The organism is Streptomyces sp. NBC_00009, from assembly GCF_045040855.1.
Classification (GTDB): Bacteria; Actinomycetota; Actinomycetes; order Streptomycetales; family Streptomycetaceae; genus Streptomyces; species Streptomyces aureus.
Window position 1 is genome coordinate 7,379,182 of the sequence record NZ_CP108312.1, and the last position, 25,755, is coordinate 7,404,936.

The following is a 25,755-nucleotide window of genomic DNA, read 5'->3' on the forward strand; positions in this document are numbered from 1 at the left end:
AGACGCCCCATGAACGTAAGAACGGAGAGGACGGAGAGAACCATGGAAGCCGCGGATTTCGAAGCCGTGCTGGATGCGATCAGGACCTTCGTGCGCAAGGAGGTCGTGCCGGCCGAGGAGGTGATCGAGAAGACAGATGAGATCCCCGAGGCCATCCGCGCGAAGGCGGCGGAGATGGGGCTCTTCGGCTACGCGCTGCCCGAGGAGTACGGCGGACTCGGCTTCTCGATGGCCGAGGACGTCCGGCTGGCGATGGAGGTCGGCCACACCGCACCGGCCTTCCGCTCGATGTTCGGGACCAACAACGGCATCGCCGGACAGGTGCTGGTGAACTTCGGCACCGATGAGCAGAAGCAGCGGTACCTGCCGGGTCTGGCTGCAGGCGACACGATCGCCTCGTTCGCCCTGACCGAGCCCGAAGCGGGCTCGGACCCGAGCGGTCTGCGGACCCGGGCGGTGCGGGTCGAAGGCGGCTATCTGCTCAAGGGCCAGAAGCGGTTCATCACCAATGCGACCCGCGCCGACCTGTTCATGGTCTTCGCCAGGACGGCCACCGACAACGGGGACACCGAAGGCACCAAGGGCATCTCCGTCTTCGCCGTCGAGTCCGGCAGCGAGGGCCTCACCATCGGCCCCAAGGACGAGAAGATGGGACAGCGTGGTGCGCACACCGCGGAGGTGTTCCTCGACGACGTCTTCGTACCCGAGTCCGCGCTGATCGGCGGGGTCGAAGGCGAGGGCTTCTCGGCCGCCATGCGCTCACTGGCACGGGGGCGGCTGCACATCGCGGCCATCTGCGTCGGGCTCGCTCAGCGGCTCGTCGAGGAGAGCGTCAACCACGCCGCGACGAGCCGCCAAGGTGGCCGTCCCATCGCGGAGTTCCAGCAGGTGCAGGCGATGCTCGCCGACTCGCAGAGCGAGGTCCTCGCCGGCCGGGCGATGGTGCTGGAGGCGGCGAAGGCGTACGACGACGGCAGTGACCGCCGCATGGCTCCGTCGTGCGCGAAGCTCTTCTGCTCCGAGATGGTCGACCGGGTGGCCGACCGCGCCGTCCAGATCCACGGCGGCCTCGGATACATGCGGTCGGTCGCGGTCGAGCGGTTCTACCGCGACGCCCGTCTGTTCCGCCTGTACGAGGGGACCAGTGAGGTCCAGAAGGTCATCATCGCCAAGCAGATGCTCAAGGGGGCGGGCCGATGACGGACCCCGCCGTACTCGTAGCGCAGGACGGCCCCGTCCGGACGCTCACCCTGAACCGGCCGAGCCGTCGCAACGCCTTGGACCTCGACGACCGACGGGAACTGCTGACCGCGCTGCGGGCCGCCGAGGGGGACCGCAGCTGCCGGGCAGTGGTGCTCACCGGGGCCCGGGGAGTGTTCTGTGCGGGCGGTGACATCAGGTCGATGTCGCAGGACCCCGAGGTGGCGCGGGCCCGCCTTGCGGTCGTCAACGACATCGCGCGCGCTCTGGTCCGCTCGCCGAAGCCGGTGATCTCCGCAGTCGAAAGTGGGGCGTTCGGCCTCGGACTGTCCCTCGTCGCCGCGAGCGACTACGTCGTGGCGGCACAGGACGCGAGATTCGTGGCCTCGTTCGCCAAGCTCGGACTGACCGCCGACACCGGCCTGTTCTGGAGCCTGTCCCAGCGGGTCGGCCCCGGTCGCGCCAAGGAGATCATCCTGCTCGCGGGCGAACTCACCGCTGAACAGGCGCACGGGATGGGCCTGTTGAGCGAGGTCGTGCCGGCGGCGGAGGTCATGGACCGGGCCATGGAGCGGGCCGGACAGCTCGCCGCGGCGTCGCCGGCCATGGTGGCGGGAACCAAGAGGATCTTCGCTCAGGATCGACAGGACCTCGAGTCGGTCCTCGCCGCCGAGGCCGAGGTGCAGGTCGAGTTGCTGGCCGGCGACGACTTCGCGGAAGGACGCGCCGCGTTCCTGGAGCGTCGTACGCCGGCCTTCACCGGCTGAGCCACGTAGACCACATCGACCCCCTCCATACGGAGAAGAACTCATGTTGCAGCAGGGAACGTTCGACGGCCGCGTGGCCGTCGTCACGGGCGGCGGATCGGGCATCGGGGAAGCGATCAGCCGGGAACTCGCCCGTCTCGGCGCGAAGATCGCCGTTCTGGGCCGCACCCGGGACAAGCTCGATGCCGTCTGCTCGGACATCAACGCCGCGGGCGGCACGGCCAAGGGCTATCAGGTGGACATCCGCGACCGCGCCCGGGTCGAGGCGGTGATCGATTCCGTGGTCGCCGACTTCGGCCGCGTCGACCATCTCGTCAACAACGCCGCGGGCAACTTCAGGGTGGCGCCGGAGCAGATGTCGCCGAACGCCTGGAACGCGGTCGTCGACATCGTCCTCGACGGCACCTGGCACTGCACGCAGACCGTGGGCAGGCACATGATCGAACGCGGCGGCGGGTCCATCCTCAACATCGGCTCGACGATGTCGCAGCAGGGCGGCCCGGACACGGTCCACTCCGCGAGCGCCAAGGCCGGTGTGCGGGCGATGACCAAGTCGCTCGGGGTGGCCTGGGGTCCGTACGGCATCCGCGTCAACGTCCTCATTCCGGGGATGACCGAAGGGACCACCGGCGTCGAGGTTCTCCACCAGACGCAGGAGGACTTCGACCGGGCGGTCGGGACCGTCCCCCTCGGCCGCCTTGCCACCCGTGAGGAGATCGCCCAGGTGGCGAGCTTCCTCCTGAGCGACCACGCGGGCTACATGACGGGGGCCGAGCTCGTGCTCGACGGCGGCCGCTCCCTCGGAAGGCTGTAACCGCCGTGCGCGGTCCCGGGGAGAAGGACTCCCTGCGGTCCCAGCCACTGCGCGGCATGCGGATCGTCGAGATCTCCAGCTATGTGGCAGCCCCGTTGGGCGGGATGACGCTGGCTCAGCTGGGCGCCGACGTGATCCGGGTCGAGCCGCTCGACGGTGCCGTCGACCGTACCCGCCGGCCGCTGGCCGAGAGCGGGACGAGCCTGTACTGGTCGGGGCTCAACAAGGGCAAGCGCGCCATCGAGGTGGACCTGTCCTGCGAGCGGGGACGCCGGCTCGTCGGTGATCTGATCGTCGCCGGAGGCCGCCGCGGCGGCATCGTGATCAGCAACTCCGAGCGTCATCAGGACCTGACCTTCGACACCTTGCGCGCACGCCGCCCCGATCTGATCCACGTGCTGCTGAGCGGCCGCCGGGACGGCGGAACCGCAGTCGACTACACCGTCCAGGCGGCCACCGGATTCGCCCTGCTGACCGGCCCCGAGAACTCGACACAGCCCGTGAACCACCTGCTGCCCGCGTGGGACGTCGCGGCCGGGCTCTACCTGTCGGTCGGACTGCTGGCAGCGGAACGGCACCGCCTGCTGACGGGCGAGGGGCAGCAGGTGCGGGTCGCGTTGGAGGACGTTGCCCTGGCGACCGCCGGAAACCTCGGCTACCTGGCCGAGGCGCAACTGAGCGGCACGCCGCGGGAACGCAGCGGCAACTACGTCTACGGCAGCTTCGGCCGTGACTTCGCCACCGCTGACGGCGGGCGGTTGATGATCGTGGCGCTGACCGCCCGGCACTGGCGGGACCTCCTCGCCGCGACCGGACTCACCGATGCGGTGTCCGCGTTGGCTTCCGCGCTCGGGGTGGACTTCGCCGAGGAGTCGACGCGCTATCGGCACCGCAAGGTGCTCGGCGAGCTGCTGGCGGGCTGGTTCGAGGGCCGTCCCCTGGCCGAGGCGGAGGCGGCGCTGCGGGCGACGCTCGTGCTGTGGTCGACGTACCGGAGCTTCACCGAACTCGCCGCTGACGACGCGCATGTGCTGCGGCAGAACCCGCTGATGGCGGAGGTCCGGCAGCCCGGAGTCGGCCGGCACTGGGCGCCCGGATCGCCCGTGGTGATGGACGGGGAGCAGTCGCCGCCCGCGGTGTCGCCGCTCGTGGGCCAGCACACCGGCGAGGTGCTGCGGGCCGAACTCGGACTCACCGCGACCGACGTCGCCGAGTTGTCCGGCTCAGGCGTCATCGGGACCCGTGCCGATGGCGACGCGGAACATGAAAAGCCTTACGACCGAGGGAAGTTGTTGACCCATGGCGCTACTCGCTGACAAGACCGCGATCATCACCGGCGGCGCACAGGGCATCGGACGCGCGATTGCCGAGCTGTTCGTCAAGCAGGGGGCGAGGGTCGTCCTCGGGGACCTGAACCTGGAAACCGCCGAGGCGGCGGCCAAGGAACTCGGCGGCCCCGCGGTGGCCCGGGCGGTGCGGTGCGACATCACGAGCTCCTCCGAGGTGGACGCACTGATCCAGGTGGCGTTGGAGGCCTTCGGTTCACTGGACATCATGGTCAACAACGCCGGGATCACCCGCGACGCGACGATGCGGACGATGGCCGAGGAGCAGTTCGACCAGGTCATCGACGTACACCTCAAGGGCACGTGGAACGGTACGCGCAAGGCGGCCGCGATCATGCGCGAGCAGAAGAGCGGCGCGATCGTGAACCTCTCGTCGCTGTCGGGCAAGGTCGGAATGGTCGGCCAGACCAACTACTCCGCCGCCAAGGCCGGCATCGTCGGCCTCTCAAAGGCCGCCGCCAAGGAGCTGGCGCACCACGGCGTGCGGGTCAACGCCATCCAACCCGGCCTGATCCGCAGCGCGATGACCGAGGCGATGCCGCAGAAGGCGTGGGACCAGAAGATGGCCGAGATCCCCATGCAGCGCGCCGGCGAGGTGCGGGAAGTAGCCAACGTCGCGCTGTTCCTGGCCTCCGACCTGTCCTCGTACATGACCGGCACGGTGCTTGAAGTGACCGGCGGACGGTTCATGTAGCCCGGTGAGCCGGCAACTGCGCAGCACCAACTCGAACTCGATCCCCGCCAGGAAGGCATCGGCCATGCGTGAAGCGGTCATCTGTGAACCCGTCCGTACCCCGGTGGGCCGCTACGGAGGGATGTTCAAGAGCCTGACGGCGGCCGACCTCGGCTCGGCCGCGCTCAAGGGACTGCTCGAACGTACCGGCATAGCACCGGAGTTGATCGAGGACGTCGTCCTCGGCCACTGCAACGCCAACAGTGAGGCGCCGGCGATCGGCCGCGTCGTCGCGCTCGACGCCGGTCTTCCCGTCACCGTCCCCGGGCTGCACATCGACCGCCGGTGCGGCTCCGGTCTCCAGGCTGTCATTCAAGCCGCCATGCAGGTGCAGACCGGTGTCCACGAGGTCGTCGTCGCAGGCGGTACCGAAAGCATGAGTAACGCCGCGTTCTACTCGGTCGACATGAGGCGGGGCGCGAAGAACGGCGTCGCCCTGCACGACGGTCTCGTACGCGCCAGGGAGACGGCCGGCGGGAAGAACCATCCCGTCCCCGGCGGCATGCTCGAGACAGCCGAGAACCTCCGCCGTGCGTACTCGATCCCACGCGAGGAACAGGACGAACTGGCTCTCGCGTCCCACCGGCGGGCGATCGCGGCGCAGGCCGACGGGATCCTGGCCGAAGAGATCATCCCGACCACGGTGCGGACCCGGAGCGGCGACATCGTGATCGACACCGACGAGCATCCGCGCGCCGACGCCTCGCTGGAGTCGTTGAGCAGGCTCAAGCCGCTCCTGCGCGCCTCCGATCCGGACGCGACGGTCACGGCGGGCAATGCCAGCGGCCAGAACGACGCGGCCGCCATGTGCCTCGTCACGACGCCCGAGCGCGCCGAACAGCTCGGGCTGCGACCGCTGGTCCGCCTCGTCTCGTGGGGGGTGGCGGGAGTCGCGCCGAAGACGATGGGGATCGGCCCGGTCCCCGCCACCGAGGCCGCCCTGCACCGCGCCGGTCTCCACCTCAGCGACATGGATCTCATCGAGCTGAACGAGGCGTTCGCGGCTCAGGCGCTCGCGGTCATGCGGGAGTGGAAGTTCGGTGCCGAGGACCTGGAGCGCACGAACGTCCACGGCTCCGGGATCTCACTGGGGCATCCGGTCGGGGCGACCGGCGTACGGATGCTCGCGACGCTGTCCCGGGAGCTGCATCGCCGGGACGCCCGGTACGGCCTGGAGACCATGTGCATCGGCGGCGGCCAGGGGCTCGCTGCGGTCTTCGAGCGGGTGACTGCGTGATGGTGTTGTCGAACAGCGAGACGAACCGGTGGCCGAACCTTGCCGGCGCGCGTGCCGTCGTCGAGGTGCTGCAGGCTGCTGTCGGCAAGGCGGCCGCGCACCTCGCGTCATCGCCGACGGAGGCGAGCCAGACGGTGTCATACGACCTGGCGTCGATCTCGTCGGCTGTCGCGGCGGCGGCGGAACTTCTCGACCACGGAGCTGCAGGCCAGGCCGAAGCGGATCTGGCGCTGCTCTACGCCGCCGACGTCGCCGCGGACCTGGCGGGGCGCATGGCCGGGCGGGAATCCCTGTGGGGCGTGGACAGTTCGGCCCTGGACAGCGTCGCCGGACATGTCGCGGCGGGACGTGACCCGGCCTTCCTGGACCGCGTGGCCGAGCGGGTACTGGCCACCCGCGAGGCGGGGCCGCGCCACCTCTCCGATGAGCTGCAGATGGTCCGCTCCACCTTCCGCGGGTTCGCGGAGAAGCGGGTCCTCCCGGTGGCGGACCGGATCCATCGCGACGACGAGGACATCCCCGCCGACATCATCGACGGACTCGCGGACATGGGGTGCTTCGGGCTGTCGATCCCGGCCGAGTACGGCGGCTGTGCGGAAGGCGGAGCCGACGAGCTGCTGAGCATGGTGGTCGTGACCGAGGAGCTCTCCCGGGCCTCGCTCGGCGCCGCCGGCTCGCTCATCACGCGTCCTGAGATCATCGGCACCGCGATCGCCCGCGGTGGCACCGAGGCGCAGAAGCAGCGATGGCTGCCGGAGATCGCCGCGGGGGAGAAGCTGTGCGGGGTTGCGGTGACCGAGCCGGACCACGGGTCGGACGTGGCAGGGATCGCCACGAGTGCGATCCGCGACGGCGACGACTGGGTGCTGAACGGCGTGAAGACCTGGTGCACCTTCGCCGGTCGTGCGGATCTCCTCCTCGTCCTCGCCCGTACGGACCCCGACCGCACCGCCGGACATCGAGGACTGTCGCTGTTCGTCGTCGAGAAGCCGTCCTTCGCCGGTCATGAATGGCGCGTGACCCAGGAGGGCGGCGGATTCATCGAAGGACGGGCGATCCGCACCCTCGGCTACCGGGGCATGCACTCCTTCGAGGTCCGCTTCGACGGCTGGCGCGTCCCCGCCGAAGACCTGATCGGGACGGACAGCGGTCTCGGACGCGGGTTCTACCTGCAGATGCAGGCATTCGCCAACGCGCGGCTGCAGACCGCCGCCCGTGCCGTCGGCGTCATGCAGTCGGCGCTCGAGCTCGCCGTGGACTACACGCAGCAGCGGTCCGTCTTCGGCCGGGCGCTCGCGGACCACCAGCTGACCCGCGCCAAGATCGCCAGGATGGCCGCGTTGATCGCCGCGTGCCGGACCTTCACGTTCGCGGCGGGACGGGCGGTGACGGCCGGCGACGGCCAACTCGAAGCAGCGCAGGTGAAGCAGCTTTCCTGCCGGGCGGCCGAATGGGTCACCCGAGAAGCACAGCAGTTGCACGGTGGCTACGGCTACGCGGAGGAGTACAGCATTTCGCGGTTGTTCGTCGATGCCCGGGTGCTGTCCATCTTCGAAGGGGCCGATGAGGTGCTGGCCCTGCGGGTCATCGCCCGCCAACTGGTGAAGCCCTGACACGGCACAGGAGATGCCGATCTCCGTGTTCGACGATCCGTTTTGATGTCGAAAGGACAATGACGTGACTTCGACAGGCCTGAAAGCCTCCCGCAGACCTTCATTGGGAGAACAGAACGAGTCCCGGGCCCAGGCATGGAGCCTGACCGCCGTTGTGGTCGTCCTGTACATCGTCAACTGGAGCGACAAAGCCATCCTGGGGCTGGTGGCCCAGCCGCTGGCCGAGGAGTTCGGTCTGACGGCGTCACAAGTCGGCCTGGTGGGCAGTGGATTCTTCCTGGCGTATACCGTCGGCGGCTTCTTCGCCGGTCCGCTCAGCAAGCTGATGTCCGTGCGCTGGGTCCTGGTCCTGCTCTCCCTTGCGTGGGCGGCGACCATGGTGCCGATCGTCGTGGCGGCCGGCTTCGCGACCCTGCTGGTGAGCAGGCTCGTGCTGGGCCTCGCCGAAGGGCCGACGTCGGCGTTGGCGTACACCGCCGTGTACTCGTGGCACCCGCCGGAGAAGCGTGGCCTTCCCGGAGCCTGGATCACCGCCGGTTCGTCCATCGCCAAGATCGCTGTCGCTCCGGTTCTCGCGCTCGTCATCGCCTCCTGGGGCTGGCGACCAGCCTTCATCATCCTGGCCGCGACCGGCGTGGTCTGGTGCGGGCTGTGGCTGGCGATGTGGAAGGACGGCCCCTACGCGAAGGGACCGCAGTCGAGCGCTTCGGCAACGGACGCGGGGCAGCCGAAGGTGCCCTGGGGTCAGATCTTCCGGACCCCGACGTTCCTGGGCGGCGCGGCGGCGATGTTCGCCATGTACGCACTGGTGACCGTCGTCCTGACCTGGCTGCCGTCCTATTTCGAGGTCGGGCTCGGCTACAGCAGGGTGGAGGCGGGCACCATGTTCGCCCTGCCCAGCATCGTCTCCCTGGCCTCGCTGGTGGTGGCGTCCTACGTCAGCGACAAGCTGCTCGGCCGGGGAACCAGCTCCCGGGCGGCGCGGGGTGTCCTGCCCGGTGCCGGCCTGCTGATCTGCGGTCTTGCCCTGGCGGTCCTGCCGATGATCGGCGTTCCGCTGCTCGTGGTCGTCGTGGTGTCCCTGGGCTACGGGATCGGCAGCATGATCTTCCCGCTGCTGAACGCGGCCATCTCGGAGATCTGCCCGCCCGCCCAACTGGCGGGCACGCTCGGCGTGTTCCTCGCACTGATGTCGCTGGGCGGCCTGGTCGCGCCGTACCTGACCGGGGTGATCGTGGACGCGTCGAGTTCACCGGCCGAGGGCTACGCGACCGCCTTCCAGGTCTTCGGAGCCGTCGCGGCCGTCGCGGGCGTGATCGCGCTGCTCACGGTGAATCCCGAACGCGACGCACGCCGGTTGCTCGGCCCGGCGACCAAGGCATAGGCAACGCCGAACAGTCCCATAAACGCCCCGTCTTGGCCCGGCCGCACCCGGCCGTGATTCATTCAAGACGGCAGCATTTCCTGAGTCAGGAGACCGAATATGAATGATGCTGTCATCGTCGACGCGGTGCGCACTCCGGTGGGCAAGCGCAAGGGCGCACTTGCCGGAATTCATCCCGCCGACCTGTCGGCGCACGTCCTCATATCGCTGGCGCAACGCACCGGGATCCGGCCTGAGGAGGTCGACGACGTGGTGTGGGGCTGTGTGAGCCAGGTCGGGGACCAGGCAGTCAACATCGGGCGGACGGCCGTGCTGGCGGCGGGCTGGCCGGAGAGCGTGCCCGCGACCACGGTGAACCGTGCGTGCGGGTCCAGCCAGCAGTCGGTGCACTTCGCCGCCGCCGGCGTGATCGCGGGACAGTACGACTTCGCGGTCGCAGGCGGTGTCGAGTCCATGAGCAGGGTGCCGATGGGCAGCGCGGGGCAAGGGGGCCGTCCCAACCCGCCCAGCGTGCTGGAGCGTTACGGCGTCGAGGGGTTCAGTCAGGGCACCGGCGCCGAGGCGATCGCCGAGAAATGGCATCTCTCTCGTACCCAGCTCGACGAATTTGCCTTGCGTTCCCACGAATTGGCGGCCACCGCGATCGACGCCGGTGCTCTGGACGCCCAAGTCGCCCCGGTCGGCGGGCTGCGTGCCGACGAGGGCGTACGACGCGGAGGGTCCCTGGAGAGCCTGGCCGCACTCAGGACGGTGTTCCGCGAGGACGGTGTCATCCACGCGGGCAACTCGTCCCAGATCTCCGACGGCGCCGGCGCGCTGTTGATCACTTCGAGCGAGCAGGCGAAGAGGCGCGGACTCGTCCCCATCGCGCGGGTGCACACCGCGGTGCTCGCGGGCGACGACCCCGTCGTCATGCTCACCGCGCCGATCAACGCCACCGCCAAGGCCCTGCGTAAATCCGGCCTCGGTATCGACGACATCGGCGCGTTCGAGGTGAACGAGGCGTTCGCGCCGGTGCCCCTGGCGTGGCTCGCCGAGACGGGCGCGAAGCCGGAACGGCTCAACCCACTCGGGGGCGCCATCGCGGTCGGGCACCCGCTGGGCGGCTCGGGCGCGATCCTCATGACGCGGCTCGTCCATCACATGCGGGACAACGGAATCCGCTACGGGCTGCAGACGATGTGCGAGGCGGGCGGGCTGGCGAACGCCACCATTCTCGAACTTCTCTGATCGCTCGAACGGAAGGCGAGGTACGAGGTGTACGGCACCAACTACACCGAGGAACATGAGAGTTTTCGGGAAGTGGCGCGCGAGTTCCTGACCAAGAAGGTCGTTCCGCACTTCCCGGAATGGGAAGAGGCCGGGCTCGTTCCGCGCGAATTCTTCCTCGAACTGGGCGAGTTGGGTGTGCCCGGCCTTCAGATTCCGGAGGAGTACGGAGGGGGAGGCGCGCAGAGTTTTCTGTTCAACGCGGTCTGGCTGGAGGAGACCGCCCGCGCCCATGTGCACTTCGGCGGGCTCAGCGTGCACACCAATGTGGTGCTTCCCTATTTCCTGTCATGCGCGAACGCCGAGCAGAAGCGGCGCTGGCTGCCGGGCATGGCGAGCGGAGCGCTGATGAGTGCCATCGCCATGACCGAACCGGGGACCGGATCCGACCTGGCCGGGATGGCCACCACCGCGCGGCGCCACGGAGACCACTACGTCCTCAGCGGCGCCAAGACCTTCATCACCGGTGGCGTCAACGCCGATCTGGTGATCGTGGTCGCCCGCACCGCGCACGCCGACGACCGCAGGGACGGGTTGTCTCTGCTGGTCGTCGAGCGCGGCATGCAGGGGTTCACGCGCGGCCGGCAGCTGGACAAGATCGGCCTGAAGGTCCAGGACACCGCGGAGTTGTTCTTCGACGACGTCCATGTGCCGGTGGCGAACCTGCTCGGTGAGGAAGGCAAGGCGTTCCGCCACCTGACCGGGAATCTGCCGCAAGAGCGGCTGCACATCGCGGTCACCGCGGTCGCCGCCGCCGAGACGGCCATCGCGACCACAGTGGACTACGTCAAGGAGCGGCAGGTGTTCGGCAAGCCGGTGGCGGCCTTCCAGAACACCAAGTTCGAGCTCGCTGCCTGCGCGGCGGAGACAGAGGCGGGCCGGGCCATGCTGGACCGCGCCCTGCTCGCCCACGACGCCGGGGAACTGTCCGGAGCAGACGCGGCCAAACTCAAGATCTTCTGCACCGAACTGCAGGGGCGGGTGGTCGACCGCTGCCTGCAACTGTTCGGCGGCTACGGCTACATGAGCGAGTACCCCATCGCCCGGTTGTACGCGGACGCGCGCGTCACCCGGATCTACGGCGGCACCACCGAGGTGCTCAAGACCGTCATCGCCAAGTCTCTCGGCCTGTGATCAGGCGGGAAAAGGATCGGAGGAGCGGATATGCGTGTGGAAGGACTCTCGACCGCCATCACCGGCGGCGGGTCGGGCCTCGGCCTGGCCACCGCGCGGCGCCTGGTCAAGGCCGGCGGGAAGGTCACGTTGATCGACCTGCCCGGCTCCGCGGGCGCGGAGGCGGCCCGCGAACTGGGTGAGGCCGCGCACTTCGTCCCGGCCGACGTCACCGACGCCGAGCAGTTCGGCGCGGCCCTTGACGCCGCCGACGAACGGGGCGGGCTGCGCGCACTCGTGCACTGCGCGGGCGCGGGACGCAGGATGCGGGTGCTCGACAAGGAGGGAAACCCCGGCTCGCTGGAGGACTTCGAGTTCGTCATCCGGCTCAACCTCATCGGCTCGTTCAACGCGTTGCGCCTCGGTGCCGCCAGGATCGCCCGGCAGGACGAGACGGACGGGGAGCGCGGTGCGATCGTGCTGACCGCCTCGGTCGCCGCGTACGAAGGCCAGATCGGCCAGATCAACTACACCGCGGCCAAGGCCGGCATCGTCGGAATGACCCTGACCGCCGCCCGCGACCTGGCGAGCCGTGCGATCCGCGTCTGCACGATCGCGCCCGGGATCATGGATACCCCGCTGCTCGGCAGGTTGCGCGAGGACGTCCGGGCATCCCTTGCGGAGTCGGTGCCCCACCCGCACCGCCTCGGCATCCCGGACGAGTTCGGCCTTCTGGCCTGCCAGGTCCTGGAGAACCCCTACCTCAACGGGGAGACGATCCGCCTGGACGGGGCCATCCGCATGGCCCCGAGGTGACCCAGGGGGAGAACGTAGGGTCTGCTCCCATGCAACTGCACCAGGTCGAATACTTCCTCGCCGTGGTCGACCACGGCGGAATCAACGCCGCCGCGACCAGCCTGGACCTGGCCCAGCCGACCGTGTCGCAGGCGATCCGGGAGCTCGAGCGCCATCTCGGCGTTGAGCTGTTCCACCGGATCGGGCGAGGGATGGTGCTCACCTCCGCGGGGCACGCCTTCACGGGTCCGGCCCGCCGGCTCATGCGGGGCGTTGTCGCCGCGGAGGGCACGTTGCCCGACGCCGTGGGGCACCTGCGCGGCCGCCTCGACATCTGCGCCCAGCCCTCGCTGGCGGCCGATCCCGTGGCGCGTCTGGTCGGAGCGTTTCGCCGGCAACATCGCAAGGTGTTCATCCGGATCAGTGACCTGCGGGACGAGGAGACCGCCACGACGCTGCTCCGGGACGGGCACTGCGAACTCCTCTTCTGCCACCTGCCGATCCCGGGCCTGGACGGGCTCGACGTGATCGAGCTCGGTGTGCAGGAGTACGCGATGGTGTTCCCGCCCGGCACCGCGTTGCCCCCTGAAGACCCCCTGCCCCTCTCGGAGTTGCCGGACATACCCCAGGTGGTGGTTCCGCGCGGCGGGTCCTACCTGGGCCAGTTCGAACGGGCCCTCGCGGAGTCGGGACAGGTGCGGCGTCCCGCCGTAGTGGTGCAGCACCGCGAGGCCAGGCTGCCGTACGTGCTCGCCGGCGTGGGGTGCACCTTCATGGAGCGTTCGGCGGCGGAGGAGGCGGCCGCGGCCCGTGGCGTCGTGGTCCGGATGACCGACGCGACGATCAGTCCGCCGTACGGCTTGGTGTACGACACGTCGGCGTTGTCGCCCGCGGGGCGGGCGTTCGTCGAGCTGGCTCAGCGCTGATGTCGGTGACGTAGACCGGGATCTGCTGAAGTCCCCTCCGAAGCCCCCACCTGATCATCCGTCCCTAGGTTGTGGTCGGCGAACATAGGCTGTGACCAGCAGGTATAGGTTACGCCTAACTGTCCTTGTGGAGCCCGGTCTTTGTGCTCGTACGAAGCTCGGTGGTGCACTCGATCTCGGCGCTCGGCTCGGCGTTCGACTCGGCGCTCGATGAGGAGGTAGGCAGTGGTGGAGGTGACAGGAGTCCGGCAGCAACGGGCCTGGCAGCAGGGCGTTCTGCCGCCCGTCGAGGAGGTGCGGCCCGGCCTCTGGTCGATCCCGGTGCCTTTTCCCCGCAACCCGCTCCGATACGTACTGGTGTACGCGTTCGCGCTCGAGGACGGGGTCGCGATCGTCGACGCGGGATGGAACTGCGACGAGGCGTGGGAGGGTCTGGTGGCCGGGCTCGCGACGGCCGGCTACCGGATCTCCGACGTACGGATGGTGTTGGTCACTCATCTGCACCCGGACCACTTCGGGCTCGTCCACAGGGTCCGGGCTCGTTCCGGGGCGCGCGTCGCCATGCACCCCGCCGATGCGCATCTGCTCGGGCACCGCGACCGGCTCGACGAGGAGGACTTCGCACACGCCTCCCGAGATCAGCTGCACCGGGCCGGCTGCCCTCGGGACCTCTACGCCGGGCAGCACGCCATGCCCTTGGTCCGCTTCGACGCGGGCGACGGAGCCGACGACGTGCTGCACGACGGCGACCGCGTCGATCTGCCGGGATGGAACCTGCAGGCGGTGTGGACGCCGGGACACACCCTCGGTCATCTCTGCTTTGTGGAGCGTGAGTTGGGCGTGTTGCTCAGCGGCGACCATGTGCTGCCGCGCGTCACCCCCACGATCCTGCTCTCGCCCGGCCACGATCCGGACCCCTTGGGGAGCTACGTCGCATCCCTGCGCAAGATCGCCGATCTCGACGTCGACGAGGTGCTGCCGGCCCACGAGTGGCGGTTCCGCGGGCTGCGCGACCGGGTGCACACCATGCTGCGGCACCACGACGACCGACTGGCCGAGATCGAGCGCGCGGTCGGGGCCGCCCCCGGGATCACTGCGTGGCAGGTGACTGAGCGGCTGACATGGTCCCGGCCCCTGGAACAGATGCCGCAGCCGTCGCAGCGGCTGGCGCTGCGCGAGATCCTCGCCCATCTGGTCGTCCTCGCCGAGCTGGGGCGCGTGCGGGAAACCGTCGATCCGGTGGCCCATTGGTACCCCTGCCCGGTGGACGACGGTCCCCTTCTGGTTTCGCAGACGACAGTCAAGGAGTTCCCTAGGTGAGTACAGTCCTGACCGAATTCGCGGACGGCATCGCGGTCATGACCATCAACCGGCCGACCGCGCGCAACGCGGTCGATCTCCAGGTGGCGAAGGAACTCGCCGCCGCGATGGATGAGTTCGACTCCCGTCCCGACCTCGCCGTGGGGATCATCACCGGCGCGGGCGGCACGTTCTGCGCGGGCATGGACCTCAAGGCCTTCTCGCGCGGCGAGCGCCCGTCCCTGCCGGGCCGCGGCTTCGCCGGCGTGACCGAGCGACCGCCGAGCAAACCGCTGATCGCAGCGGTCGAGGGCTGGGCACTTGCCGGCGGCTGCGAACTCGCCCTGGCGGCCGACCTGATCGTCGCCGCCACGGACGCGAAGTTCGGTCTCCCGGAGGTCCAGCGGGGCCTGGTCGCAGCGGGCGGTGGCCTACTGCGGCTGCCCAAGGTGCTGCCGCACCAGCTGGCCATGCAGGTCGTGCTCACCGGCGACCCCCTGACCGCGGAGGCCGCCCACGCTCACGGCCTGGTCAACGTACTCACCGAGCCTGGCGATGCACTGGCGGGAGCCAGGAAACTGGCCGCCCGGATCGCGGCGAACGGCCCGCTCGCGGTCCGCGTCTCGAAGCAGATAGTCACCGCGGCGGTGAACTACGGCGACGCCGACGCGTTCGCGTCGCAAAGGGAAGCCGTGGAAATGGTCATGGCCTCCGCCGACGCGAAGGAAGGGGCTCGTGCCTTCGCGGACAAGCGGGCGCCGGTCTGGAAGGGACAGTGATGACGACGTATCCCCACACCTTCGCCGGAATGACGATCAGCGACCAGCTGGCCCGGCACGCCCGCATGACGCCGGGCACGGTGGCGCTCACCTTCGACGGGACCCGTCGCTCCTATGGGGAGCTCGACGACCGCGTCAGCAGGCTCGCGCAGGCGATGGCCGAGCGGGGCGTCGGGGAGGGTGACCGGGTCGCGGTGCTCGCCTACAACGGCCTGGAGATCGTGGAGACGTACCTGGCGTGCGCCAGGGCAGGTGCCATCTGTGTCCCGCTCAACTTCCGGCTGGTGGCCGACGAGATCGCCTACCAACTTGCCGACAGTGAAGCGGTGTTCGCGGTTGTGGACGCCCCGCTGGCCCGCACCTTCGCCGACGCCCGGTCACGGGCGGGGACATCGCCCACGTGTCTCGTTGTCGGCCGAACAGACGACACCGACGGGGACACTGAGCCCTACGAGAACACCGAGCCCTACGAGGACGCGTTGCGCGCGGCGTCGCCCGACCACGTCCCGTCGGCGGTGGATCTGTCCGCGCCCGCGTTCATCATGTACACCTCCGGGACTACGGGCAGGCCCAAGGGAGCGGTGCTCACGCACTACAACGTGCTGATCCAGACGGTCAGCAAGGCCCTCCACGTCGGGATGCGCACGGATTGCCGGACCTGGCTGATCCCCACTCCGATGTTCCACATAGCGGGCCTGGCGTCCATGGCCACCAGCATGTTCGTCGGCGGGCACACGGTGCTCGCCCGGTCCGCCGCCTTCGACGCGTCGGCGACGGTGGATCTGCTCCAGCGGGAGCGGGTCAACTGCTGCTTCTTCGTGCCTGCCCAGTGGCAGGCGATCTGCGACCTGCCGGACATCGGCGAGCGGGACCTGTCGGCGCTGCGGCTGGTCTCCTGGGGTGCCGCTCCCGCGTCCACGAACTTGCTCCGACGGATGGTGGAGCTGTTCGGCCACGCCGACATCACCACGACGTTCGGCCAGACCGAGACCTGCGCGGTGACGACGATCCTGCAGAGCGAGGACGCACTCCGCAAGATCGGATCGGTGGGAACTCCCCTGCTCAACACGGAGGTCCGTGTCGTCGACGCGAAGGGGGCGGACGTTTCGCCGGGCGAGGTGGGCGAGATCGTCTACCGCGGCCCCTCGGTGATGACGGAGTACTGGAACAAGCCCGCCGAGACCGCGGCGGCCTTCGCCGGCGGCTGGTTCCACTCCGGGGACCTCGTGAGGCAGGACGAGGACGGCTATCTCTACGTCGTCGACCGGCTCAAGGACATGATCATTTCCGGCGGGGAGAACATCTACTGCGTCGAGGTGGAGGACGTGCTCGCGGCCCATCCCCAGGTGGCTGAAGTCGCCGTCGTGGGTGTGCCGGACGAGAAATGGGGCGAGACGCCGATGGCGGTCGTGGTGCCCGCCGACCCCGCCGAGCCGCCCACCGATGAGGACATCACGCGCTGGTGCCGGGAACGGCTCGCCCCGTACAAATGCCCGCGCCGGGTCTCCATCGTGGACGCGTTGCCGCGCAACCCGAGCGGGAAGGTGCGCAAGAACGAACTCCGTGACGGGGCACGGTCGTTGAACAGGGGAGGCCACCTTGTCTGACCGGGTATCCCAGAACGGGCCGCTGCGGGGGCTACGGGTGATCGAGCTCGCCGGCATCGGCCCTGGCCCGCACGCCGCGATGCAACTCGCCGACCTCGGCGCCGAGGTGGTCCGCGTCGAGCGACCGGGCTCGCCCGCAGAAGGTGACGCGACCTTGCGGGGCCGTCGGCGCGTCCGGATCGACCTGCGCGCACCGGGCGGTGCGGACTCCGTGCTGGACCTCATCGAGCACGCCGACATCCTCATCGAGGGTTTCCGGCCCGGCGTCACCGAGCGGCTCGGCCTCGGCCCCGATGAATGCCTGCGGCGTAATCCGCGGCTGGTCTACGCGCGCGTCACCGGCTGGGGGCAGGCCGGTCCGTTGGCGCCTCGCGCGGGACACGACATCAACTACATCGCGCTGACCGGCGCGTTGCACGCCATTGGCAGGGCGGGAGAGCGCCCGGCCCCGCCCTTGAACCTGGTCGGTGATTTCGGTGGCGGCTCGATGCTGCTGGTGGTCGGTGTGCTCGCCGCGCTGTGCGAACGGTCCCACTCGGGTGCGGGACAGGTCGTCGACGCCGCGATGGTGGACGGGACGGGCCTGCTGAGCCAGATGATCTGGTCGATGCGCGGTCAGGGCAGCTGGTCGGACGAGCGCGGTACGAACGTGCTCGACGGCGGGGCACCGTTCTACGACACCTACGCCTGCGCCGACGGGCGCTACGTGGCGGTCGGCGCGATCGAGCCCCAGTTCTACGCCCAGTTGCTGACCGGCCTCGGCCTGTCCGCCGCGAACCTGCCCGCCCAACGTGATCGCAGCGGCTGGCTGCGGCTGCACGAGACGTTCGCCGCCGCCTTCGCGACCCGGACCCGGGACGAGTGGGCCGCGGTGTTCTCCGGCACCGACGCGTGCGTGAGCCCGGTACTGACCTTCGCCGAGGCCACGGCTCACCCGCACGCCGCGCGACGAGAGGCGTTCGTCGAGATCGACGGGGTCGTCCAGCCCGCCCCGGCGCCCCGGTTCTCCCGCAGCCGGCCCGGCACGCCGACCCCACCGGTCGACGAACCCGATCCGCGGACCATCGTCGCCGAGTGGTCGGCGACCCGCGTCGGAGTTTGACGGCAGCGCTCTGGGCGGTTCCCCAGTGGGCCGGGGTGCTGACCGCTGCCATCCGGTGAAGTGGAGTGACGCTCCTACGTTCCTCGACACCAGTCTCGCAGTGATCCCCGGTGACGCCATCGGCCAGGAACTCGTGGGCAGCGCTCGGCGTCGACCCCGCGCTGCGACTGCGGAGCGGTGCGCTCGCCGGGGACCGACCGCGTCATCAGAATCAGCAAACGTGCAGGCCAAAGCAGCGAATCGTATTTTTGAGCCGGACACGTTCGAGCCAACGGTAGTAGGGCTGTCGGGCGAGCTGGAGGAACCGGAACGTGCCGCTGGGCGGCCACGTGTCGCACTGCTGCACGGGCCGCCTGGGATCGGTACCACCGCGGTGGCCCTGCGCTTGGGCGCCGAGCTCTGCGCCCGGTTTCCGGACGGACAGTTCTACGTCGACCTGCGTGACGCTTCGGGTGGACTCGGTCCGGAGCCCGCCACTGTTCTGCTGCACCTACTGCGGCAGATGGGCATCGCGTCGGAACGGATGCCGCCCACTGCCTCAGGCCGCGAGCAGATCTACCGGCAGATGACTGCGGGCCGCAGGGATCTGGTAGTTGTGGACCACGCGTATGACGAACGCCTTCGTCCGGGCCGTCTTCATCACCTGGTCCAAGTCCGGGGCGAGGGAAGCCAGGACGCCGACCGCCTCGCGTATGTAGCGGTAGACGGTCGCTATACCGATGCCGAACTCGGTAGCCAGCTGGGCACAGGTTTCACCGCACCGCAGGTGGGCCAGAACCAGGAGGGCCTGACGCCCGGCCGCAAGGCGCCGCCACCGTGTGCCGATCTCCCGCCGTCGAGCGGCAGTTGCCCGGCCAGGTACTGCAAGGTGCGGCTGGACAGGTCGATCGAGGACGGGTAGACAAGCACGCGAGGCTCCTGGCAGCACGGTGGATCTTGGACGTGACACCGTCTACCAGGAGCTTTGTCGTTCCGCCGATCCGTCCAACTCATGGGCCACCTCCCCAGTTGGAAACAACTCAGCGCTCGACGCCCAGGACGATCTCGCAACCGCAACCGCAACCGCAACCGCAACCGCAACCGCAACCGCAACCGCAACCGCAACCGCAACCGCAACCGCAACCGCAACCGCAACCGCAACCGCAATCGCCCCGCTTGCGCGAACTCACGCGCAGCGCCGACTGCAGCTACTACGTCGACCTTGCCCAGTTCATGGGAGATCTGCCGACACACGAACACTTCATGCATCCACGGTGGTTGGCGAGGCCAGCAAGTGACCCGTCAACGCTGGCGGAACATGGCACCCCGTCGCTCCCAGCCATGACCCGGACATGGTGCGACGGTGGAACCCGCAACCGGCCTGCATGCCTCTCGTCGTTGGGAGTGTCGACCGGCTGCGGAGTTCGCGACCTGAGCACTGCGTAGCCATAGCCGCCGCTGGAAGAGGGACTAATCGGCGGTCTCGGGGGTGATGTTCTTGTTGAAGCGCAGCAGGTTGGTGGGGTCCCAGATGGCCTTGACGGCGCGCAGCCGTCGTTGCTTGGCCTCGCTGCCGTGCACGGTGCGGCGCCACTCCGCGCCCTGGTCGTCGGTGAGGTTGGTGTAGCCGTTCGTCAGTGAATGGGGTCGCATCGCCGCGGTGATCGCCTTCGCCCACTGCTCGTACTGTGCGTCGTGCTCGGGTGTGTCCCACATGCTGACCGCTTCCCACAGCCAGGCGGCTCCTTCACGGGAGAAAGCCGTGGCGTCCTCCGCCGTGTCCTCGGAGATGGCGCCGCCCATGCACCAGAGGTTGATGGTCGTGGCAGCTCCAGAGGGCGAGGGTGAGGCAGCGGCGTTCGTCAGCAGGGTGGTGACGGCATCGGTGGAGAGAGCAGGCAGGTAGCCACCGCGCAGGTTCATGCGCATGCCATGGGGCGCGATGGCGTCGAGCATGCTGTTCGCCTTCAACCAGGGCATCGGCGCGACAAGGTCCGCCAACGGCCGGCCGAGCGCGGCGAGCGGGTCGATGCCCCGGTGGGCGGTGGCGACGTCTCCGCTGTGGACCGGGACAAGGACCAGGACCGGCTTGCCGTGCGCCTGTTCAGGCAGCGTCGGCAGGGCGGGGGCAGGGGCGACGGCGGCCAGCAGACCCAGCTCGCGCGGGGCAGCGGCCATCACCGCGGGGAGCCCGCCGAGTACGTCAGCGGCTTGCTCGATGGGGAAGATCAGCTGCCCGGCCACGACGTCGGGGCCGACCGGGTGCGCCCGGTACTCGAAGGCGGTGACGACGCCGAAGTTGCCGCCACCACCGCGCAGCGCCCAGAACAGCTCGGCGTTCTCCGCCTCGTCGGCGCGGACCTTGCGGCCGTCGACGGTGACCATCTCGCAGGCCAGCAGGTTGTCGACGGTGGCGCCGTAACGGCGCATCAGGTGGCCGATTCCGCCGCCGAGGGTCAGTCCGGCCACGCCGGTCGTGCTGACGGTTCCGGCGGGTACGACGAGGCCGTGCCGCTGGGCAGCCGCGTCCAACTCGCCGAGCAGTACGCCCGGTTGGGCCCGCACCACCCGTGCCTTCGGATCGACGGTGACGGCCTTCATCGGCGAGAGGTCGACGACCAGCGCACCATCGGGCATCGCGTAGCCGTCGGAGCCGTGCCCACCCGCCGCGCACAGCTACCGGAATGCCGCGGGTGGAGGCGTAGCCCAGAGCGGTCGCCACGTCGTCCTCATCGAGGCACTGTGCGATCAGCGCGGGGCCCTCGTCGGCGGCGCGGCCCTGATACAGCGCGCGGGCCGTGTTGTAGCGGGCGCTGTCCGGCCGTAGCAACGCGCCGCGGAAGCCGGCCGGGAAGTCGGAGAAGTCGGGGTGGGTGCCGGGAGCTGCTGACGTGGTGGTCATGGGGGGCCTCCTGGGCAGGGACGCGAGAGCTAACCGGAAATTCAATTTCCGCTTACAGTCAGGGAGGCTAGCATCGGACACACATGAACTCTTCGACGCCTCCATCGCCCCCTACTGACGGCAACCCACTCCCTGCCGACGGCCGCGCCCTGCGCGCCGACGCCCGCCAGAACGCGGAGCAGATCCTCCAGGTCGCCCAGGAGGTCTTCGCCGATCTCGGCTACAAGGCGTCGATCGCCGAGGTTGCCCGCCGCTCCGGCCTGGGTATGGGCACCATCTACCGGCACTTCCCGAACAAGGCTGTCCTGGTGGAGCGCATCGCGATCAAGGTGATGCGGGAGAGCCTGATCGAGGTGCGCCGTGCCCTGGCCGATGGGTCGGACTCCTGGAATGGCTTCACCCGAGTGGTGCGCCACATGATGGGATTGCGCAGCAGCCAGCTCTTCCCCGTCTCCCGGGGGCGCGCCACGGAGCCGGGGCCTGAACTGGCCGGAATCCGCACCGAACTCCTCGCCGCACTACAGGAGTTGGTGGAGGTAACTCAGCGCGCGGGGGTCCTGCGTGACGACGTGAACGCCTTCGACGTCGTGCTGATGCTCAACTCGATTCCGTCGCGCCTGCCCACCGAGCCGGACGACGTCGTCACGGCGGACTTGGCGGACCGCTTCCTCGGCGTACTTCTCGACGGACTTCGGGCTCCGGGCTCGGAGGAGCTGGCCCTGCCCCCGCCCGGTCGCCGCGAGATCGATCTGTTCTTCCGGGCAACGCACGGCCTGTGACGAACGGCTGCGGCGGGGAGGCAGCTCGTACCGTCAGGCGGCCGACTCGCCGCCCCGTGCCTGATAGCACGGCATCAGGATCGTGCCGCCATCCAGATGGTCTTCCAGGACCCGTCCCCCTCCCTCGGCCCCCGCCAGACGGTCGGGGCGGGCCTCACCGAACTCCTGCGTCTGCACGAGCTCGACCGTGATCGCGACCGATGTCGCGAGCGCGCTGCCGAACTGCTCGACCAAGTCGGCCTCAGCGACCGCATCGCGGGCTCCCGGCCCGGACAGCTCTCCGGCGGGCAGCGCCAGCGCGTCGCCATTGCCCGGATGCTCGTGCCGCAACCCGCCGTCCTAGTCCTCGACGAAGCGGTGTCCGCCCTCGACGTCTCGGTCCAGGCGCAGGTCCTCGGCCTGCTCGCGGATCTGCGCGAACAGCTCGCCGTTTCCTATGTGTTCGTCACCCACGACCTGGCCGTCGCGCAGCAGATCACCGACGCGGTTCTGGTCATGCACCGCGGCCGCGTCGTCGAGCAGGGGCCCACGGACCGAATCCTGTCGACCCCCGAACACCCCTACACGCGCGGGTTGTTGGATGCAGTGCCGCGTGCGGGGTGGCGGCCGGGAGGCGCCGCTGCCAGTCCACTCTGAGGCCGCCTCCCTTGCCTGGACTCTTTGGGGGTGTCGGCCGGAAAGGACGTACAGGCATTGAGGCCGTCGCCGTGTTGGCGGCGCTCGAAGGGTGGTTCTGGATCACCTCGGTGCCCGGGCCACGCAGGGTCACCGAAGCCGCGATTGTGAACGGTTGTGGGTGATGTGCTCCTCCAGGACTGCTTCGCACTGCTTGGGCCGAACATTGCGCCGGGGGCGCAGCAGGTCCCGGCCTTGCGCCGGTGTTCGCCGAGTTCCGTTGTGGTGGCCAAGCTCCGTCCACGGTTGAGAGAGCCTCAGCCGGCCTGGCCCCGTACGCCCGAGGCATGCTGGGCATCAAGATCAATCGTGTGGTTGGGGCGGTGTGCTGCGCGCTGGTCTGGCCGTGGAGACGTCTCCACCGGTGGTGATCTCCTGCGCCACCTCGCGCAGAAGCGTCAGGAAGACCCCGGCGAGCGGCGTGAGTGAGGTGTCGGCCATGGTGACCGCATGCAGTTCGCGGTGGGGTTGCGGTGGCGCGAGATCTCGGTGAACGATCCCGGGAGTCCGGGTCACGGCCAGACGGGACACGAGTGCGACGCCGATGCCGGTTCCGACGAGAGCCTGGGCCACTGCGTAGGAGGCGGTCTGGAAGCGGATCCGCGGGGTGAAGGCCGCCCTCTGCGTGGCCTGGTCGAATTGGTCCCGGGCGGCGGTTCCGGCGACGATCACCACCCACGCCTCGTGCTGCAATTCGGCCAGTTGGAGCGGGGTTTCACGCAGCTTCCGGGTGGCCAGCGGATGGTCGTCGGGCAGAGCGACCACCATCGGGTCACGGAGCAGGTGATGGACGGCGACGTGCGGGGGCGGATCGGGCAGTTCGCTCCATGAGGCGATCACCGCAAGGTCCAGGCGTCCCTCGGCGACCTCGTCGGGGCCGCGCTCGGACAGCAGGTCCTCCACAGACACGTCCGCCTGCGGATGGCGGTGGCGCAGAGCGGTCAGGGCGGGCGGGAGCAGATGGAGCGCGGCGGCCTGGAAGGCGCCGACCCGCAGCCGCAGCGACAGCCGTCCCAGCAACGCGTCCAGCCCTTCAGCTGCGGCTTCCGTGTGCTCGTCCACCGCCCGCCCGTGTCGGGCCAGGAGCGCACCCGCCGGTGTGAGCGAGGCGCCGCGCGGGCCGCGCAGCACCAGGGGGGCCTCCCAGTCCCGTTCGGCGCGCGCCACTTGCTGAGTCACCGCAGCGGGGCTGAGCCGGAGGGCGTGCGCGGCGCCGGTGAGTGAACCGTGCTGTTCGATCATGGCGAGCAGTCGCAGCTGTCCCGGGTCGTGCATTCACTTATCTTAACGCTGGCAGCTTCTTCCTTTACTTCTGTGAAATCAGCTCGCGCGCCAGCCTGGAGAGGCGGATCCCCGCCTGCCCAGGAAAGGTTTCCTCACCGTGCCCACTCACCTGCCCGCCTTCGTGGCGACTGTCTGGCTGTTGACCATGCTTCCCGGTGCAGGCCAAGCGGTCATGGTCCGGCAGACCCTGGCGGGCGGCCACCGCCGGGCGCGCGCCACCATCGCGGGAAATGCCACCGGACTGCTGGTCTGGTCCACGGCTGCCGCGACGGGTCTGTCTGCCGTCCTCATGACCAACCCAGACATATACGAAGTGCTTCGAACGGTGGGCGGTTGCGTCCTGGTGGTTCTCGGCGTCACCACCCTCCGTGCGGCCCGCAAGGCCGCGTGCACCGACACGCCCTCTGCGGAGGCAGAAAGGCCCAGGCGGTGGCGTGCCGCCTTTCTTTCCGGGCTCGGCACCGCCCTTGGCAACCCCAAGGCAGGAGTGTTCGCCATCTCCGTACTGCCTCAGTTCGTCACCCCCGATGGCCCGGTGCTGCTGTCCAGCCTCGCCCTCGGCGCGCTCTGGACCGCGATCAACGTCAGCTGGTACCTGCTCTTCACCTGGGTCGTCGGCCGGGGCGGCACCTTCTTCTCCCGGCCCGCTGTGCGCCGAGGGCTGAGCATCGGCACGGGCGTGGTCCTGGTCCTGCTCGGTGTGGGCGTCGCCGCAGGGGTGTGAGCCGCCGGCGCCGGTCGAACCGGGCAGGGGACGCGGGATTGGGCGCTGCCGCCCCCGAACATCCCTACACACAAGGGTTGTTGGACGCCGTGCCTAGCGCAGGGTGGCAGCCGGGAGGCGTCACGGTCAGCGCGCCCTGAGGACGCGACACGGCCCTGAAGTCCGGGACGTGCTTGCGGCATCTCACCCACAGGGCACAGCGAACTCGCATGAACCTGGGCCCGCGCAGACATTTCTGTGGCGATTGGCGCCGTTTGCTATTGCCGGATCTGAGCGTTCAGGTTCCACAGGCCACGGAAGGCGGATGCGACCGCGGTGTCGTGGGCCTGTCCCGCTCGGAAATACGATGCGGCGCGGTGAGCTGCGGTGATGTCGTTCGGTCAGGCGACGAGGTGATACTCGTTGATGTGGCTGCTGAGGATGGGTTGTCGTCGGATCCGGCGGGCTTGGAGATCGGTGACGATGGCCGGGGCGGGCAATTCGGCGCTGTCCGAGGGCAGTTGCCGCCGGGGGTGGGGACAGTGGCCGTTGTAGTGCTGGATGTACTCGGCTAGTGACTTCACAGCATGGGACTCGTTGCAGATCAGGATCCGGTCGAGGATCTCGCGGCGCAGGGTGCCCACGGCTCGTTGCAGACCGCGTTCGCCTTCGATGGGGCCTGAACCGCTCCGGGGCCCAGGCAGTGTCCGGCGGATCTTGAGCATGCAGCGCACAGACGGCAGCGCAGCCGCACGGAGATTGCCTGGCACCGGCATGGTCAGGCACCACCGGGTCCAGCGACAATGTGGGCATCTTCGGGCCGGGCGTTACTCGCGTTCCGGGCCTCTTGCGGTCGGAGCGGAGTGACACCATGGCATGGGTAGTAGGAACGGGCGCGTTCCTGGGGCTGCTGGCGATCGCATTGGGAATCGTCACGCTCCGGACAGGGTGGATGCTGCCCACGGCGCGCTGCCACGTCACCAGGCCCCAACTCCACGGTCTCGGTGCCCTGCTCACGGGCGCTTCCGTCGTTCTGCAGGGCCTCTTCTACTTTCGAGTCCTGCCGAGCGTTTCCTGGGAGGCCCGCTTCTTCACTGGGAACGCCCTGCTGTTGGCTGGGCTACTCCTGATTGCCCTCAGCCAGCTGCTGCCGCTCCGCCAAAACCTGAATCACGCCGATCCCTCAGGTGTCTGAAGGGTGCCAGCGGATCACGGCCGGAGCCTAGGCGGATCGCAGCCACGGTGATGGTGCCGTGGAAGACGTGGCCTGGCTTGTCGAAGCGGGTGGCGACGGCCCGGGAATGAGGACGGCAGATCGCCGTCCTCATATCTGACGTGGAGCCCCCTCCACAGCCGCCACCAGATCTTCCAGAACCAGCGTGGCCTCCTGCTTGCGGCCGCGCTCAGGGCCCGTAACGACGTCGTCGTGTGCGTCGTGCCGTACCGGCT

23 protein-coding genes and 2 pseudogenes are annotated in these 25,755 nt (G+C 69.3%); 21 read left to right on the top strand and 4 right to left on the bottom strand.

Going from position 1 to position 25,755, the window contains the following annotated elements:
* Positions 1–42: 42 nt before the first annotated feature.
* The 17 genes and pseudogenes from OHA58_RS33475 to OHA58_RS33555 form a co-directional block, all read left to right on the top strand.
* Entirely contained in the window at positions 43–1,200 is a 1,158-nt protein-coding gene (locus OHA58_RS33475) for an acyl-CoA dehydrogenase family protein (RefSeq protein ID WP_405483439.1), read from the top strand.
* Entirely contained in the window at positions 1,197–1,967 is a 771-nt protein-coding gene (locus OHA58_RS33480) for an enoyl-CoA hydratase/isomerase family protein (RefSeq protein ID WP_405483440.1), read from the top strand. The genes OHA58_RS33475 and OHA58_RS33480 overlap by 4 nt, the downstream gene beginning before the upstream one ends.
* Before the next feature lie 43 nt (positions 1,968–2,010).
* Positions 2,011–2,781: an SDR family oxidoreductase gene (locus OHA58_RS33485; protein ID WP_405483442.1), complete on the top strand. Its 771-nt coding sequence runs from the start codon at positions 2,011–2,013 to the stop codon at positions 2,779–2,781.
* Positions 2,782–2,786: 5 nt separating this feature from the next.
* Positions 2,787–4,097 carry a CoA transferase gene (locus tag OHA58_RS33490; RefSeq protein ID WP_405483443.1) on the top strand — a complete coding sequence of 437 codons (1,311 nt, stop codon included), beginning with the start codon at positions 2,787–2,789 and terminating at the stop codon, positions 4,095–4,097.
* Positions 4,081–4,821 (top strand): 3-oxoacyl-ACP reductase FabG, encoded by a 741-nt coding sequence (gene fabG, locus OHA58_RS33495; protein ID WP_405483445.1) that lies wholly within the window; start codon positions 4,081–4,083, stop codon positions 4,819–4,821. Before OHA58_RS33490 ends, fabG begins: the two co-directional genes overlap by 17 nt.
* Before the next feature lie 64 nt (positions 4,822–4,885).
* On the top strand, positions 4,886–6,097 hold the full coding sequence (locus tag OHA58_RS33500) for an acetyl-CoA C-acetyltransferase (RefSeq protein WP_405483446.1): 1,212 nt from the start codon (positions 4,886–4,888) through the stop codon (positions 6,095–6,097).
* Positions 6,097–7,710 (top strand): acyl-CoA dehydrogenase family protein, encoded by a 1,614-nt coding sequence (locus OHA58_RS33505; RefSeq protein WP_405483447.1) that lies wholly within the window; start codon positions 6,097–6,099, stop codon positions 7,708–7,710. The genes OHA58_RS33500 and OHA58_RS33505 overlap by 1 nt, the downstream gene beginning before the upstream one ends.
* 64 nt (positions 7,711–7,774) lie before the next feature.
* Positions 7,775–9,094: an MFS transporter gene (locus OHA58_RS33510; RefSeq protein WP_405483448.1), complete on the top strand. Its 1,320-nt coding sequence runs from the start codon at positions 7,775–7,777 to the stop codon at positions 9,092–9,094.
* 99 nt (positions 9,095–9,193) lie between these two features.
* Positions 9,194–10,324 carry an acetyl-CoA C-acyltransferase gene (locus OHA58_RS33515; protein ID WP_405483450.1) on the top strand — a complete coding sequence of 377 codons (1,131 nt, stop codon included), beginning with the start codon at positions 9,194–9,196 and terminating at the stop codon, positions 10,322–10,324.
* A 27-nt stretch (positions 10,325–10,351) separates the two neighbouring features.
* On the top strand, positions 10,352–11,497 hold the full coding sequence (locus tag OHA58_RS33520) for an acyl-CoA dehydrogenase family protein (RefSeq protein WP_405483452.1): 1,146 nt from the start codon (positions 10,352–10,354) through the stop codon (positions 11,495–11,497).
* Between the two features lie 30 nt (positions 11,498–11,527).
* Entirely contained in the window at positions 11,528–12,292 is a 765-nt protein-coding gene (locus tag OHA58_RS33525) for an SDR family NAD(P)-dependent oxidoreductase (RefSeq protein ID WP_405483453.1), read from the top strand.
* 29 nt (positions 12,293–12,321) lie between these two features.
* Positions 12,322–13,197 (top strand): LysR family transcriptional regulator, encoded by an 876-nt coding sequence (locus OHA58_RS33530; protein WP_405483455.1) that lies wholly within the window; start codon positions 12,322–12,324, stop codon positions 13,195–13,197.
* Between the two features lie 225 nt (positions 13,198–13,422).
* Positions 13,423–14,517: an MBL fold metallo-hydrolase gene (locus OHA58_RS33535; RefSeq protein WP_405483456.1), complete on the top strand. Its 1,095-nt coding sequence runs from the start codon at positions 13,423–13,425 to the stop codon at positions 14,515–14,517.
* A 38-nt stretch (positions 14,518–14,555) separates the two neighbouring features.
* The gene (locus OHA58_RS33540) at positions 14,556–15,275 is read left to right on the top strand and encodes a crotonase/enoyl-CoA hydratase family protein (protein WP_405485311.1); all 720 of its coding nucleotides are present in this window, start codon (positions 14,556–14,558) and stop codon (positions 15,273–15,275) included.
* Positions 15,275–16,882: a long-chain-fatty-acid--CoA ligase gene (locus tag OHA58_RS33545; RefSeq protein ID WP_405483458.1), complete on the top strand. Its 1,608-nt coding sequence runs from the start codon at positions 15,275–15,277 to the stop codon at positions 16,880–16,882. The genes OHA58_RS33540 and OHA58_RS33545 overlap by 1 nt, the downstream gene beginning before the upstream one ends.
* On the top strand, positions 16,875–17,984 hold the full coding sequence (locus OHA58_RS33550; protein ID WP_405483460.1) for a CaiB/BaiF CoA transferase family protein: 1,110 nt from the start codon (positions 16,875–16,877) through the stop codon (positions 17,982–17,984). Before OHA58_RS33545 ends, OHA58_RS33550 begins: the two co-directional genes overlap by 8 nt.
* A 373-nt stretch (positions 17,985–18,357) precedes the next feature.
* Positions 18,358–18,531, top strand: a pseudogene (locus OHA58_RS33555) (hypothetical protein); the annotation flags it as partial.
* Between the two features lie 60 nt (positions 18,532–18,591).
* Here OHA58_RS33555 and OHA58_RS33560 read toward each other — a convergent pair.
* Positions 18,592–18,893, bottom strand: a pseudogene (locus OHA58_RS33560) (transposase family protein); the annotation flags it as partial.
* 540 nt (positions 18,894–19,433) lie between these two features.
* The gene (locus tag OHA58_RS33565) at positions 19,434–20,600 is read right to left on the bottom strand and encodes an FAD-binding oxidoreductase (protein ID WP_405483462.1); all 1,167 of its coding nucleotides are present in this window, start codon (positions 20,598–20,600) and stop codon (positions 19,434–19,436) included.
* A 348-nt stretch (positions 20,601–20,948) separates the two neighbouring features.
* Here OHA58_RS33565 and OHA58_RS33570 point away from each other — a divergent pair, with 348 nt between their 5' ends.
* Positions 20,949–21,644 (top strand): TetR/AcrR family transcriptional regulator, encoded by a 696-nt coding sequence (locus OHA58_RS33570; RefSeq protein ID WP_405483464.1) that lies wholly within the window; start codon positions 20,949–20,951, stop codon positions 21,642–21,644.
* 63 nt (positions 21,645–21,707) lie between these two features.
* The gene (locus tag OHA58_RS33575) at positions 21,708–22,280 is read left to right on the top strand and encodes an ATP-binding cassette domain-containing protein (protein ID WP_405485313.1); all 573 of its coding nucleotides are present in this window, start codon (positions 21,708–21,710) and stop codon (positions 22,278–22,280) included.
* A 342-nt stretch (positions 22,281–22,622) separates the two neighbouring features.
* On the opposite strand, the gene OHA58_RS33580 is transcribed toward OHA58_RS33575, so the two are convergent.
* Entirely contained in the window at positions 22,623–23,594 is a 972-nt protein-coding gene (locus OHA58_RS33580) for a LysR family transcriptional regulator (RefSeq protein WP_405483465.1), read from the bottom strand.
* A gap of 106 nt (positions 23,595–23,700) precedes the next feature.
* Between OHA58_RS33580 and OHA58_RS33585 the strand changes: the two genes are divergently transcribed.
* Positions 23,701–24,327: a LysE family translocator gene (locus tag OHA58_RS33585; RefSeq protein WP_405483467.1), complete on the top strand. Its 627-nt coding sequence runs from the start codon at positions 23,701–23,703 to the stop codon at positions 24,325–24,327.
* 380 nt (positions 24,328–24,707) lie between these two features.
* Here the strand turns inward: OHA58_RS33585 and OHA58_RS33590 are convergent, their stop codons facing one another.
* Positions 24,708–24,950: a hypothetical protein gene (locus OHA58_RS33590; protein ID WP_266667170.1), complete on the bottom strand. Its 243-nt coding sequence runs from the start codon at positions 24,948–24,950 to the stop codon at positions 24,708–24,710.
* A 227-nt stretch (positions 24,951–25,177) separates the two neighbouring features.
* Between OHA58_RS33590 and OHA58_RS33595 the strand changes: the two genes are divergently transcribed.
* The gene (locus OHA58_RS33595) at positions 25,178–25,501 is read left to right on the top strand and encodes a hypothetical protein (protein ID WP_405483469.1); all 324 of its coding nucleotides are present in this window, start codon (positions 25,178–25,180) and stop codon (positions 25,499–25,501) included.
* Positions 25,502–25,755: the final 254 nt, after the last annotated feature.